Genomic DNA, 12191 nt, shown 5'->3' on the forward strand with positions numbered 1-12191 from the left:
CGTGCTGGCCCTGCTGACCGTGCTGGCCCTGCTGACCGTGCTGGCCCTGCTGACCGTGCTGGCCCTGCTGGCCCTGCTGACCGTGCTGGCCCTGCTGGCCCTGCTGACCGTGCTGGCCCTGCTGGCCCTGCTGACCGTGCTGGCCCTGCTGGCCTCGCTGGTTCTGTTGGCCGTGCTGTCCCTGCTGATGTTGCTGGCCCTGGCCTTGCTGGTGTTGCTGTCCCTGCTGACCCTGCTGGCCGTGCTGTTCGTGTCCCTGGCTTCGGTCGCGCGAACTCGATCGGTTTCGTGATTGGTATCGTCTCATGGGTGTATTGGGTGGCGTTATCGCGTGCGATGGACTGAACCCACCGCCGTCTGGGTATCTGACGCCATCGCGTCGTACGGCCAGAGCCAGTATATTCATTATGTGCCTAACGAGCAGCTGGCCTGGGGTAGTCTCCAATTTGGGACAGTGAACGGTTCGGACGAACCCGTGAACGGTCGGGGTTAGAACGATGGATGACCGGGGAACGGCCCTCGATCGTGGGGGCGTTACGGTGGTCATGAGGACATTACGGCGTGCTACCGTTCGGGAAACCGTGGGTTACGCTGCTCGAAAGGCATCTGGATCCCGCATCGGCCGTCCAGAGTGACGTGCCCGTCACCCCGGAACCAGCGCGGCGAGCCATCGGCCGTCGAGCCGTGGCGACGACTCCGTCGACGGAGTCGGCTCGTGCACCGGCGGCCACCTACAGGCTCGAACTCGCTCGAATCCACTCGCCCGTACCCCTAGATCGACTCGTGGACGGGGCTCGGGGACAAGCACACAGGCCCAACAGTCAAGGTGGAGTCCCGCGAACGGTGACGTGTATCATGCCCATCTGTGACGGGTGCGAACAGAAGGTCCCGTATCAGGATCTCGACACCCACCAGCGGTACTGTCGTGGGTCGCAGAACGACGATGACCCCACCACGGCCGAGCGCCTCGATGCGCGAAAGGCCGTGTTCGAGGAGTGCCTCGAACTCGCGAAAAGACGGCTCGCGGAGCGGCTCGACGAGAGGGGCCGAGCGCGTCAGCTACCGGACGACCCCGCGGGAATCGAGGGATCGAACCTCAGGTACACGCGACCACCGAGCCGACGGTAACTCGCGCTCGAGCTGTTCGATCGCGACGGTGCGGTCACTCGGTGTCGACGAGTGGCGACGCCAGCAATCTGACCGCGCGACTCTCTACTCGAGTTCCAACGAGAAGATCGCGGACAGGCCCCCGACAGCGCCAATTATGCGGCGGTTCTGCGTCGTCGCACTCGTCGTTACTTGAGCGTCTGCTGGATGAGCGTTCGATGGCCGCGGCGGAGTCGTTCCGAGAGCGCCTGGTGCGAGATGTCGAGTTCGTTCGCGAGCTCCTCCAGGCTACGGCCACGGGGGACGTGATAGTAGTCGGATTCGATCCCGGCGGCGAGGGCCTCGTACTGTTTGTCCGTGAGTTCCTTCCCGGTCCGGTCTATCGACTCGACGACGCCCTTCACGCGGTGGATCGTGAGGTCGACGCCGTGCTGCTGGCAGATGTCGTACGTGGCCGACACCGAGTCGTGCGACGGGAACAGGATGCGGAGTTCCCACCGGCCGTTCTCGCCGCGTGCGTCGAGGAGCGTCCCGTCCTCGACGCCGAGGAGGTAGACGACGATGCGGATGCGAGCCTGCCACGTGACGTGGTAGAGCGAGCGGTCTTCCTTCTCGAGGAGGCGCTCGACGTCGCGCGTGGAGGAGTCTGCTTCGAGCGCCTCGTGGACGTCGTCCATGTCGGAGGCCGACAACCAGACGAAGGGTGCGACGCTGTCGTCGTCGTTCGCGACGAGCTGGACGGTCTCGCATTCGACGTCGGGGAGTTGCGCGAACGTGTCCGCGAGCGCGAACTGGTCGGCGGGCATGGTTGCATCGACGATTGTTCCCATGCCTTGGTCGTTGGCCGATGACGGGGATTACTATAGGGATGATACTTGTGAACGACGTCGGCGTGGAAAGTACCCGGCTCCGAAAGAGGTGCTTTGCGCTGGTTTCGGTCATCATAATTCGCGTGAATGCCTGTGGCCCGTGATTTCGGCGACCCATCTTGCCAATAACCTGACTGTTCGACCGACGGTACGTGGTGATTTTCCGGGTAAACGAACCGGTTCCGGGCGGGGAGCCGTCCCCGCGGGAGGCGGTCGGGACTGCGGTGTGCAAGCCCAATGGTCTTGGGCGACGCCCGGGTACCTCCGGCGGCATGAACACGCTTGGATCGCAGCGGCCGGCGACCGAGGACGCAGCGGCATCGACGGCGGAGCGACTGCGAGAATCGGCGAAGAAAGCGACGCTCGAAGCACTCGAGGCCGCGGAATCCGTCGAACTCGAGGCCGCGGACGTCCACGGCGGGGTGAGTCGTGGCCGAGCGGGCGACCGTGGGGACTCCTCGCGGAGTCCGAGTGACCGCGACTCGTCGCGTGGGTCGGGCGGATTCCTGTCTCGCCACCCGGGCTTCGGCGCGCTGCTGGCTGGTCTCGGCATCGCGGCTGTAGTAGCGTTCGTGCGCCGACGGCGGTCGTCGAGCCACGACCACGACGACGACGGTGGGGTCGCGGCGACGGTCCCGATCACGGACGACGACGGATCCGGGTCCGCCGACGATGGCAGCGGGACAGGGCCGTCCGACGCCGACGGCGGCGCGGCCGGTGCGACGACCGATCCGGTTCCGGACGACGACACCACGCGGACCTCCGACGACGAATAGACGCGGACAGCGCGACCCAACGGACTCCCGGAAGAGAGGAGTGCGCGAGTACGGCGCAACGAGGTGGTCGCTTCCCTATCGGACTCGGTATCCTGGCAATAACTAACGGTTCGGGGTTGGATGGGAGAGACGAACCAATGTTCATCGAGAGGTTCACTGCCGTCGACCGTGTGGCGTCGCACACAGTACTCCAGGCAATGGAGGGGATCCCGCTCCAGTTCACGGGAGACTTCCTGTACCTCGCCGTCGCGTTCTTCGTGCTCGCGCTCGTCGCCGGGCTCCTCGGCGCGCGAGGGGTCGCCGGCATCAGCATGGAGATCGCTCGGATCTTCATCATCCTCTTCATCATCCTCGCGGTCATCGCGCTCCTCCTGTAGCGGGCGGAGCGGCGCCCGTCACGCGGTCCTGGGGCGCCGAACCTGCCCCTGCAGGCGTCACGGGTTTCCATGGAAGCCCGCTCTCTCCGACAGAGCGCTCGCTGGAGCGCGTGAGTTCCATATCCATGCAACAGGACACGCCGAACGGTAACGCGACAGCGACGGACGAGTTCGGAGACGACGACGCGAGATCGGTGCTCGCGGGACGGGACCTCGTCGTCGTTTCGAACCGGCAACCGTACGCGCACAACTACGACGATGGCGAGGTCGTCGTCGACGCTGCGACGGGCGGCCTGACGAGCGGCCTCGACCCGTTCCTGCGCGAGTCCGGTGGAACGTGGGTGGCGTGGGGCGACGGCGACGCGGACCGCGAGGTCGTCGACGCGGACGACCGCGTGCGCGTTCCCCCGGAGGACCCCGCGTACGACCTGCGGCGCGTGTGGCTCGACGACGACGACGTCGAAGGGTACTACTACGGGTTCAGCAACCGTGTTCTCTGGCCGATCTGTCACGGGTTCCTGGGGAACGTCCACAGCGAGCCGTCGTACTGGCAGCGGTACCGCGACGTGAACGAGCGGTTCGCGGACGTCGTCGCCGACGACCTCGGTGCGGGCGACGACCCGATCGTGTGGTTCCAGGACTACCACCTGGCGCTTGCGCCGCGAATGGTTCGACGTGCTGCGCCCGACGGCGCCGGCCTCCTGCAGTTCTGGCACATCCCGTGGCCGACGTGGGACACGTTCCGTGCGTGCCCGCACGGTCGCGCCATCCTCCGCGGACTCCTCGGGAACGACGTGCTCGGGTTCCACGTCGAGCGGTACAGCCGGAACTTCCTGGAGTGCGTCGACCGTGCGCTAGAGGACGCGGCCGTGGACTACGACCGCGGGCTGGTCGAGTACGATGGCGAGGCGACGGACGTCGTCGAGTGCCCGCTCGGGATCGAGGTCGACCGCGTCGAGGACGGCGCCGAAGAGGGCGAGGCCGCCGGCGTCTGGGAGTCCTTCGCCGCCGAGCACGGCATTCGCGAGGACGCGACGATCGCGCTCGGCGTCGAGCGCCTGGACTACACGAAGGGCATCCCCGAACGCCTGCGGGCGCTCGAGACGGTGTGGGAGACCGAACCCGAGTGGCGGGGCGAACTCACGTACGTCCAGAACGCCTCGGAGAGCCGGTCGCGCATCCCCGAGTACGCGGCCGTCCAGGAGACCGTGGAGTCGGAGATCGCGCGGATCAACGACCGGTTCGGGACCGAGGATTGGACGCCGATCGTGTACACGACCGACCGCCTGTCGCCCGCGGAACTGTACGGGCTGTACCGGCGCGCGGACGTCGGGATCGTCAGTGCGGTCCGCGACGGCCTGAACCTCGTCGCGCCGGAGTACGTCGCGGCACAGGACCGCGCGGAGCCGGGCGTACTCGTGTTGAGCGACCAGACGGGCGTACACGATCGCCTGGGGCGGTCCGCGCTCTCGGTGTCGCCACTGGACTGCTCGGGGTTCGCGGCGACGATCACGGTCGCGTTGAACATGTCCCTGAAGGACCGGCGGCGCCGCCACGCGTTGCTCCGGGACGACGTCGTATCGGACTCGCTGTCCGAGTGGGTTCGGACGTTCGCGGCGGCGGTCGCACGGACCGAACCGGCGCTCCCGGCGGTCACCGATGGTGGACGCTGAGCGACGCCCGCCGCGGATCGACGACCACCTGGAGACGGTGGCGTCCTCTCTCGGGACCGACGGCGGCCTGTTCGTGGGACTGGACTTCGACGGGACGCTCTCGCCGATCGCGTCGACGCCCGACGAGCCGGAGCTCGCGGCGGCGTGCCGCGACGCGCTGGCGGCGCTCGTGGCGCACCCGGGCGTGACCGTCGGCGTCGTCAGCGGTCGCGCGCTCGCGGACCTGAAGGAGCGCGTCGGCGTCGAGGGCGTCGTGTACGCGGGGAATCACGGCCTCGAGCTCGAGCACCGCGGGGAGACCGAGGTGCATCCCGCAGCGGCGACGCATCGCCCTCACCTCCGCGAGGTCCGCCGGGAACTCGAGGGGCGCGTCGGCGACGTCCGCGGGTGCGAGGTCGAGGACAAGGACCTCACGCTCTCCGTGCACTATCGGCGGACGCCGCCGGCGCTCGTCGAGAACGTCCGCGACGGCGTTCGCGACGTCGTCCCCGAGGACGACCCGGACCTCCGCGTCAACGAGGGGAAGGCGGTACTCGAGGTTCGGCCGGCGATCGACTGGGACAAGGGGTCGGCGATACTCTACCTCGTCGAGCACCTCGAGGGCGTGCGACGGATCGTGTACGTCGGCGACGACGTGACCGACGAGGACGCGTTCGACGTGCTCGACGACGAGGACGTCGGCGTCCACGTCGGACCGGGCCACGGGTCGGCAGCGGACTACCGAGTGGACTCTCAGGACGAGGTTGCGCCGTTCCTCTCGTGGGTCGCCGACGTCGTCGACGGGTCGTCGTGACTCACCCCTGCGTCGACGGGTCGTCGTGACTCACCGCTACGGGCGGTCGCGCTGGAACAGGCGGACGGTGTCGGCGTCGGGGTCGTAGTCGACGACGCCGTACGCTTCGAGCGTCGGCAGATGCCCGTGGTGGAGCCACGTGCGGACGCGGCGGACGCTCTCCTCGCCGACGTCTTCGGGCTCGCTGTCGTCGAGGAGTGCGACGCAGCCGCGAGCGAGGTCGTCGAGGTCGACCGTTCCGCCCGTCCGGTAGAGGTACGTGACGGCGGCGCGGCCGTAGGGGTCGGAGAGGACGTCCCTGAGGTCCTCGAACGGCGAGTCGTCGGGTGGAATGCGCTCGAATCGAGCGGGGTCGTCGTCGGGGGCTGGCATTGCTGTAGTCGTCTAGTCCCGTGGTGATACGTCGACTGCCTGCAACGGTCGTGTCGGGGACGCGACGACCGTGCCCGCGGGTGACTTCGAACGGTCCGACGCCCAGTCGCTGCTCTCGCGTGACTTCGAGCGGCTCGACGCCCAGTCGCTGCTCTCACGTGGCGGCGAGCGTTCCGACGTCGGCGTCTGGGCCGCTCTCGGGGTCGCGTTCGTGGACGGTCGCGACGACGTCGAGGAGATCGTCTTCGACGTCGTCGATGGGTGCGGTCGTGTCGACGGCCTCGAGCGCGCCGAGTGCGGTCGCCGCGCCGGTGCCGCGTGCCGCGGCGACGTCGTGGAGAACGCCGCCGTCGCGGTCGACGGTCCGGAGTTCGACGCTCCCCGACGGAGTTCGGCCGGCGACGAGCGCCTCGACGCCCGTCGAGGCCGCGACCTCGCCCGCGAGTTCGCCGACCGCGTCGATCGTCGGCTCCCGGCCGTGGTCGTCCCGGTAGCGGTCGACCTTCGCGTCGAGCGTCCGGGTGAACGCCGCGACGTTCCCGGGGTCGCCGACGGCCGCGCAGAGCGCGGCGCCGAGGTCGTGGATGCGGTCGACCTGGTCGTTCGCGACGACGTCGTTCTGCACGTGTCGGCGGTCGGCTGCGAGGACGACGCCGCCGGCGCTCTCGACCCCGATGATGGTGGCCATACGAGGAGGTTTGGACTTCAGATGGAAAGCGATTGCCCCTACGGGCGTCCCGCGTCGGACCGCGACCGCCCGATGGCGCCGGCGGTCCCGAGCCACGTCCCGAGTGCGAGCCCGTAGACGACGTGACCGACGTGGAAGACGAGGCGTTCCTCGCCGTCGAGGTCGACGTCGAGGAGTCGTCCCAGGAGGATGCGATTACCGAGCACGGAGAGGACGAGAGCGTATGCGACGCCGGCGAGGAGGGTGACGCGATCGTCGCGCTCGCCGGGGTCGTCCCCGAGCCGCGAGAGCGCGAGCCCGAGGACGCTCCCGGCGCCGGCGCCGTAGCCGAAGTGTAGCGCGAGCGCCTGGAGCGGGTACGACGACGGGTCGCCATCGCCGACGTACTGCGCCCAGAACTCGGCCGTCGGCGGCAGTCCCTCGAACAGCGGGATGCGGTACGCGGTCATCGCGAGCGTCCCGACGAGCCCGCCGACGGCACCGCTCGCGACCGCTCGCGCCAGCGAACGGCGGTTCGAGCCGGAGCGGTCCCCTCCGGTCGTGGTCGCGTCACTGTCCTCGTCGGCCGGGCGGAGACTCGTTGGCATCCCGTAGACGATGGCCTCGGCGACCGCTTGAACGTGTTGCCGGGCGTCGCAGGCCCCCGCCGGCGACCGCGCCGAACGTACCTTCGACCTCCGGCGACGCCACGAACGTCCCGCAGTCGACGTCACGAACGTCCCTCAGGCGGCGCCGTACATGGACGTCGCGTTCCGGTCGTCGACGTCGACGGAGCGGACGTCGTTCGAGAGGACGGCGTTGACGACGGCGCCGACGAGCACGATCAGCGAGGCGAAGTACAGCCAGGTGAGGATGAGGATGGCGCCGCCGAGGAACCCCGATCCACCCCCCGACCCGCCGTAGGAGACGTACACCTGGAACAGCGCCTGGAGCACCGCCCAGCCGACGGCCGCGAACAGGGCTCCGGGGAGCGCCGAGCGGACTTCCATCTCGACGTCCGGGAAGAAGTAGTAGATGGGGAGGAAGGCGACGGTGAGTCCGACCACGAGCGCGAGCGGCATCAGTACGCCGGCGTAGGGGACGTCGAGGAACGCGACCGCGGTGCTGGCGACGACGACCGCGACGACCGCGATCAGGAGGCCGCCGAGCGCGGCCAGCGAGTCCGTGGCCTTGTCCAGAAACGACTCGTCTGGGTTCGCGTAGTAGATCTCGAGGAAGGCGGTGTCGAGGCTTATGAACAGGCGGAGCGCGCCCCAGCCGAGGACGACGATGCTGATGATTGACGTGCTCGACACGCCGGACTGTCGACGCAGGGCCGCACCGAGGAGCTCCTGGGCTTGCGCGGGGAGGAAGGAGGCGGTCGCGGCGACGATCTGGTCGATGAGCGCCTGGTCGCCGACGACTCCCAGGACGACGAACAGCAGGACGAACAGCGGGAGCAGCGAGAGAAACGCGGAGAACGCGACGCTCCCGGCCATGAACGAGACGTTCCGTTCGGTGAACGTCTCGTACATCCGCCAGAGGCGTGGCGAGCGATTCCTGAGTCGGGACTCGAACCCGTCGATGACGGACATACGGGTTCAAGCGGCCGCAATCGAATAACGCCCCGGCTTCCGTGTGCGCGGTCGGGTTCGCGCAACCACGGCCGAGGGTAGCGTCGGTGCGGTCGATGTGACCTGAATCCGAGGACCAGGCGGGTCAGGAATTCGCGCCCTGTACGCTTAACAACCGCTGGGGCGAACGTGCAGCGTATGCACATCGGCGTTCACACGCCTCCGCTCTACGACCGGTCGATCGAGGCGGCCATCGAGTACCTGAGCGACCTCGGCGTGACCGCGATCGAGCCCGGCGTCGGCGGCAATCCAGGCTCCACGCACATGCGTCCGGAGACGTACCTCGACGACCCGGACGCCCAGACCACCCTCCAGAACACCCTGGACGAACACGGCATGGAGATCAGCGCGCTCGCGACGCACAACAATCCGCTGCATCCAGACGACGAACGCGCGAGCGAGGCGGACGACGACCTCCAGACGGCGATCGAGCTCGCCGACCAGTTCGACGTCGACTGCGTCACGTGCTTCTCGGGGCTCCCGGCGGGCGCGCCCGGTGATTCGGTCCCGAACTGGATCACGGCGCCGTGGCCGCCCGAGCACGCCGAGGCCCTCGCCTACCAGTGGGACGTCGCGATCGAGTACTGGAGCGACGTCGCCGCGCACGCCGCGGACCGCGACGTCGACGTCGCCATCGAGATGCACCCGAACATGCTCGTGCACGAACCCCACGGGATGGAGCGCCTGGCGTCCGAGACGAACGACCACATCGGTGCGAACTTCGACCCGAGTCACCTCTACTGGCAGGGCGTGGACGTCCTCGAAGCGATCCGCTACCTCGGGAAGCGCGACCGCATCAAGCACGTGCACGCGAAGGACACGGCGATGTACGAGTCGAACGTCCGCACGAAGGGCGTCCTGGACGCGAAACCGTACGACGACGAACTCGAGCGGTCCTGGCTGTTCCGCACCGTCGGGTACGGGCACGGCGAGGAGCACTGGAAGGACGTCGTGAGCGCGCTCCGCATGGTCGGGTACGACGGCGCGCTCAGCATCGAGCACGAGGACGCGCTCACGAGCAGTCGCGAAGGTCTAGAGAAGGCCGTCGACGTCCTCGAGCGCGCGATCTTCGAGACCGAGCCCGACGAGGCGTTCTGGACGGAGTGACGCGTAGCGACCGTGGTCGCCGGGGCCCGTTCCCGTCGACCCTGCACGTGCCACCCCGTTTGCTTTGGACGCTTACTCCGTTCTCGACGGCATGGACGAGGATCTCGCGCCAGCGCAAGCGGCCATCGAGCGCGCGATCGAGCGCACGGACGACCCGACGCTCCGCGAGCACCTGCGGTCGCTCGACGAGGGCCTGACGGCGGTCGCGACGGACGGGGAGGCGGGCGACGGGACGGAGACTGACGCGAAGACCCAGGATGAGGAGTCGCGAGGCGACAAGCTCGAGTCCATCGAGTCCGAGCTCGCTGACGTCGCGGGGGAGGCGGACGAGGTGACGCGCTCGCACCTGGAGACGGCGCGCGACGAGATCGACGAGTACCGGCGGGCGAACACTCGAGACTGGTGACTCCCGCGATGAGACTCTGGGCCGGTCTCGAGCGCGCGACGCCGACGCACGCTCCTGGGCAGAGGACGGACCGATGACGGACGGCGAGAGCACGGGGCGAAGAGGGGAGGGCGACGTGGACGACGCACCGGGTGGCGACGACCGCGGAGACACCGGCGTCCCAGACGAACGGGTCGACGCGGAACAGCCGGAACTCGCAGGGCGCGAGTCCGACCGGAACCGAATCGTCCACTGGCTGCTGGTCAGCGGCGACCGGCGCCGGATGGTCTGGCTGCTCTCAGCGGCGGCGACGGTCGCGTTCATCCTCGCGGACATCGTCGGCGTCGTCGGCGTCGCGAGCCCGAGCTTAATCGCGAGCACGTTCACCTCCGCGATCACGGGCGTGTTCACCATCGTCGCCGTCACGGTCTCCATCAACCAGCTCGTCCTCTCGCGCGTCATCGGGCCTCCCGACACCATCCGGAAGCGCACCGAGAGCGTCCAGGAGTTCCGGACGCACGTCGAGGGCCTGGACGCCGAGCAGACCGTCAGTTCGACGATGCCCGCGGCGTTCCTGCAGTCGCTCATCGAGACGCTCGACGAGCGAACGCGGGCGCTCGAGGACGAATTCAGTGCCGAACACGACGACGACGCACAGACGGACCTCGAGGACCTGACGGGAACGCTCCGGAACATCTGCACGCAGGTGGAGAAGGACCTCCAGCACCCCAGGATGACGCTCTACGAGGTCCTCGAGCCGATACTCACGAACGAGTTCTCGCAGTACCACCACGAGGCTCGCGAACTGAAGGCGTCGACCACGAACCTTCGAGCTGACGAGGAACGCGCGATCGACCGGGTCGTGGAAGCGCTCGAGGAGGTGAACATCACTCGACACTACTTCAAGACGCTGTACGTCCACGAAGAACTGGCGACGGTCTCGCGACTCATCCTCGTCACGGGCCTGCCCGCGGTCATCGTCAGCATGGGCATCATCCTCCTGTACTCGCGGGACGCGATCTTCCTCGGCGACCCGTACATCCTGATCGTCGTCAGCGTCGGGCTCGGCGTCGTCCTCCTCCCGCTGAACGTCCTGTTCGCGTACGGGCTCCGCATCGGGACGATCGCGAAGATGACGACGACGTTCGGGACGTTCACGCCCGTCGACGAGATGCCCTGATCGAATCGGTCGAGCCGACGCGTCGGCGGGCCCGCGACGCGGCGAACCGTCGCGTCGAACCGTCGCTTGACTTCGCTCGTGGCTGTATTCGGCCGCGCCTGTGCAAGTCGAGGACTTTTCGCTCGGGAGAGCCGAGTTCGACCATGGCGAATGTTCCCAGCGTGAAGGACGTCGAGTCGACCGACGAGTTCGTTCACGTCCGCTTCCGCGACCCGGACGACTTCGAGACGATCCGGACGCCGGACTGGGCGGAGAACGCCGCCAGTTCCGTCGTCGAGGGCTCGGAGGTCCGGATGGGCGACGAGAAGGGGAACGAGGACTGGGTGGTCCAGAGCGTCCTCGTCCCGAACGACGTCGACGAGGACGAGGCGACGTCGAAGGCCGAGGAGATAGTCGAGAAGATCGAGTCCTGACGTGGCTCCCGGAGAGCAGGATTCGTGAGCGACGTTCCCGATCCAGGCGAGATCTTCGACCGTGCGGTCGAGGAGGGCGAGCGCCGCCTCGACCAGTCGCTGCTGGAGCTCGTCTCGACGTCGTTCATCGCGGGGTTCACAGTCGTATTCGGAATCATTGCGCTCGGCATCGTCGAGGGCATCGTCCACCCGGTGTCGAGCGAGCTGGCGAAGCTCGCCGGCGCACTCGCGTTCGGGCCCGGCCTCGTCTTCCTCGTCGTCGGGCGGACGGAGCTGTTCAACGAGAACTTCTTCGACCCCATCGCGGCCTCGTTCGACGACGACTCCTGGCGGGTGGGAGCGATCGCGCGACTGTGGGCGGTGACGTTCGTCCTCAACCTCCTCGGTGGCTTCGTGCTCGTAGGCGTGCTCTCCGTCGACGGCGCGCTTCCCTCGGGGAGCGCGGAGGCGCTCGTCCGGTTCGCCGAGGAGGCCGTGCGGCGGCCGGACGTCGTCGAGTTCGTCCGAGCGTTCGTCGGCGGGGCGCTCGTCGCCCTGCTGTCGTTCCTCCTGGCCACCACCAGCGAGACGTCCAGTCGCATCGCGCTCTCGTACGTCGTCGGCGTCTTCCTCGCGCTCGGTCCGTTCGACCACGTCGTCGTCACCGTCCTCCACGTCGCCATCGGGTTCGTCCTCGGTGCGAACGTCGCCCCGGGGTCGCTCGCGGAGACGACCGCGGTCGTCACCGCGGGGAACCTCGTCGGCGGCGTCGGGCTCGTCACGCTCACGCACGTCGGTCAGGGCATCGGCGCACGCGAATCCGAAGACTGACCCGGAGAAGTGAGGCGGAGTCGATCAC

At 68.3% G+C, this 12191-nt stretch carries 16 protein-coding genes; 11 read left to right on the forward strand and 5 right to left on the reverse strand.

What is annotated here, in order from left to right; all coding sequences use genetic code 11:
• A partial coding sequence (locus tag G9C85_RS18965) for a hypothetical protein (protein WP_240148902.1) occupies positions 1–292 on the forward strand: 292 nt, incomplete at its 5' end.
• A 563-nt stretch (positions 293–855) separates the two neighbouring features.
• Positions 856–1128, forward strand: a complete 273-nt coding sequence (locus tag G9C85_RS13775) for a hypothetical protein (RefSeq protein ID WP_166041003.1) — start codon at positions 856–858, stop codon at positions 1126–1128.
• A gap of 167 nt (positions 1129–1295) precedes the next feature.
• On the opposite strand, the gene G9C85_RS13780 is transcribed toward G9C85_RS13775, so the two are convergent.
• A complete protein-coding gene (locus G9C85_RS13780; protein WP_166041005.1) occupies positions 1296–1937 on the reverse strand; it encodes a helix-turn-helix domain-containing protein in 642 nt (213 codons plus the stop codon).
• A 311-nt stretch (positions 1938–2248) separates the two neighbouring features.
• Between G9C85_RS13780 and G9C85_RS13785 the strand changes: the two genes are divergently transcribed.
• From G9C85_RS13785 to otsB, 4 genes are all read left to right on the forward strand, one after another.
• The gene (locus G9C85_RS13785; protein ID WP_166041007.1) at positions 2249–2752 is read left to right on the forward strand and encodes a hypothetical protein; all 504 of its coding nucleotides are present in this window, start codon (positions 2249–2251) and stop codon (positions 2750–2752) included.
• Between the two features lie 197 nt (positions 2753–2949).
• Entirely contained in the window at positions 2950–3129 is a 180-nt protein-coding gene (locus G9C85_RS13790; RefSeq protein WP_166041609.1) for a DUF1328 family protein, read from the forward strand.
• A gap of 125 nt (positions 3130–3254) precedes the next feature.
• Entirely contained in the window at positions 3255–4802 is a 1548-nt protein-coding gene (locus tag G9C85_RS13795; protein ID WP_166041009.1) for a trehalose-6-phosphate synthase, read from the forward strand.
• Complete coding sequence (otsB, locus tag G9C85_RS13800; protein WP_166041011.1) at positions 4789–5595, forward strand: trehalose-phosphatase; 807 nt, start codon at positions 4789–4791, stop codon at positions 5593–5595. Before G9C85_RS13795 ends, otsB begins: the two co-directional genes overlap by 14 nt.
• Before the next feature lie 36 nt (positions 5596–5631).
• Here the strand turns inward: otsB and G9C85_RS13805 are convergent, their stop codons facing one another.
• The 4 genes from G9C85_RS13805 to G9C85_RS13820 form a co-directional block, all read right to left on the reverse strand.
• Positions 5632–5967, reverse strand: a complete 336-nt coding sequence (locus G9C85_RS13805; RefSeq protein WP_166041013.1) for a hypothetical protein — start codon at positions 5965–5967, stop codon at positions 5632–5634.
• A 154-nt stretch (positions 5968–6121) separates the two neighbouring features.
• On the reverse strand, positions 6122–6655 hold the full coding sequence (locus G9C85_RS13810; protein WP_166041015.1) for a hypothetical protein: 534 nt from the start codon (positions 6653–6655) through the stop codon (positions 6122–6124).
• A gap of 38 nt (positions 6656–6693) precedes the next feature.
• Complete coding sequence (locus G9C85_RS13815) at positions 6694–7242, reverse strand: hypothetical protein (protein WP_205254369.1); 549 nt, start codon at positions 7240–7242, stop codon at positions 6694–6696.
• 135 nt (positions 7243–7377) lie between these two features.
• Complete coding sequence (locus G9C85_RS13820; protein ID WP_166041017.1) at positions 7378–8229, reverse strand: YihY/virulence factor BrkB family protein; 852 nt, start codon at positions 8227–8229, stop codon at positions 7378–7380.
• 177 nt (positions 8230–8406) lie between these two features.
• Between G9C85_RS13820 and G9C85_RS13825 the strand changes: the two genes are divergently transcribed.
• The 5 genes from G9C85_RS13825 to G9C85_RS13845 all read left to right on the forward strand — a co-directional run bounded on the left by G9C85_RS13825 (position 8407) and on the right by G9C85_RS13845 (position 12163).
• Positions 8407–9375, forward strand: a complete 969-nt coding sequence (locus tag G9C85_RS13825) for a sugar phosphate isomerase/epimerase (RefSeq protein WP_166041019.1) — start codon at positions 8407–8409, stop codon at positions 9373–9375.
• A gap of 91 nt (positions 9376–9466) precedes the next feature.
• A complete protein-coding gene (locus G9C85_RS13830; protein WP_166041021.1) occupies positions 9467–9781 on the forward strand; it encodes a hypothetical protein in 315 nt (104 codons plus the stop codon).
• Between the two features lie 73 nt (positions 9782–9854).
• On the forward strand, positions 9855–10940 hold the full coding sequence (locus G9C85_RS13835) for a hypothetical protein (protein WP_166041023.1): 1086 nt from the start codon (positions 9855–9857) through the stop codon (positions 10938–10940).
• Positions 10941–11083: 143 nt separating this feature from the next.
• A complete protein-coding gene (locus tag G9C85_RS13840; protein ID WP_166041025.1) occupies positions 11084–11353 on the forward strand; it encodes a hypothetical protein in 270 nt (89 codons plus the stop codon).
• Positions 11354–11377: 24 nt separating this feature from the next.
• Positions 11378–12163 (forward strand): formate/nitrite transporter family protein, encoded by a 786-nt coding sequence (locus tag G9C85_RS13845; RefSeq protein ID WP_166041027.1) that lies wholly within the window; start codon positions 11378–11380, stop codon positions 12161–12163.
• Positions 12164–12191 lie beyond the last annotated feature (28 nt).

The sequence above is a fragment of the Halorubellus sp. JP-L1 genome (assembly GCF_011440375.1).
GTDB lineage: Archaea > Halobacteriota > Halobacteria > Halobacteriales > Natrialbaceae > Halorubellus.

Excerpts from the sequence above, each read along its gene's own strand:
- G9C85_RS13775 (WP_166041003.1), top strand. The coding sequence starts at position 856 with ATGCCCATCTGTGACGGGTGCGAACAGAAGGTCCCGTATCAGGATCTC.
- G9C85_RS13780 (WP_166041005.1), bottom strand. The coding sequence starts at position 1,937 with ATGGGAACAATCGTCGATGCAACCATGCCCGCCGACCAGTTCGCGCTC.
- G9C85_RS13785 (WP_166041007.1), top strand. The coding sequence starts at position 2,249 with ATGAACACGCTTGGATCGCAGCGGCCGGCGACCGAGGACGCAGCGGCA.
- G9C85_RS13790 (WP_166041609.1), top strand. The coding sequence starts at position 2,950 with ATGGAGGGGATCCCGCTCCAGTTCACGGGAGACTTCCTGTACCTCGCC.
- G9C85_RS13795 (WP_166041009.1), top strand. The coding sequence starts at position 3,255 with ATGCAACAGGACACGCCGAACGGTAACGCGACAGCGACGGACGAGTTC.
- otsB (WP_166041011.1), top strand. The coding sequence starts at position 4,789 with ATGGTGGACGCTGAGCGACGCCCGCCGCGGATCGACGACCACCTGGAG.
- G9C85_RS13805 (WP_166041013.1), bottom strand. The coding sequence starts at position 5,967 with ATGCCAGCCCCCGACGACGACCCCGCTCGATTCGAGCGCATTCCACCC.
- G9C85_RS13810 (WP_166041015.1), bottom strand. The coding sequence starts at position 6,655 with ATGGCCACCATCATCGGGGTCGAGAGCGCCGGCGGCGTCGTCCTCGCA.
- G9C85_RS13815 (WP_205254369.1), bottom strand. The coding sequence starts at position 7,242 with ATGCCAACGAGTCTCCGCCCGGCCGACGAGGACAGTGACGCGACCACG.
- G9C85_RS13820 (WP_166041017.1), bottom strand. The coding sequence starts at position 8,229 with ATGTCCGTCATCGACGGGTTCGAGTCCCGACTCAGGAATCGCTCGCCA.
- G9C85_RS13825 (WP_166041019.1), top strand. The coding sequence starts at position 8,407 with ATGCACATCGGCGTTCACACGCCTCCGCTCTACGACCGGTCGATCGAG.
- G9C85_RS13830 (WP_166041021.1), top strand. The coding sequence starts at position 9,467 with ATGGACGAGGATCTCGCGCCAGCGCAAGCGGCCATCGAGCGCGCGATC.
- G9C85_RS13835 (WP_166041023.1), top strand. The coding sequence starts at position 9,855 with ATGACGGACGGCGAGAGCACGGGGCGAAGAGGGGAGGGCGACGTGGAC.
- G9C85_RS13840 (WP_166041025.1), top strand. The coding sequence starts at position 11,084 with ATGGCGAATGTTCCCAGCGTGAAGGACGTCGAGTCGACCGACGAGTTC.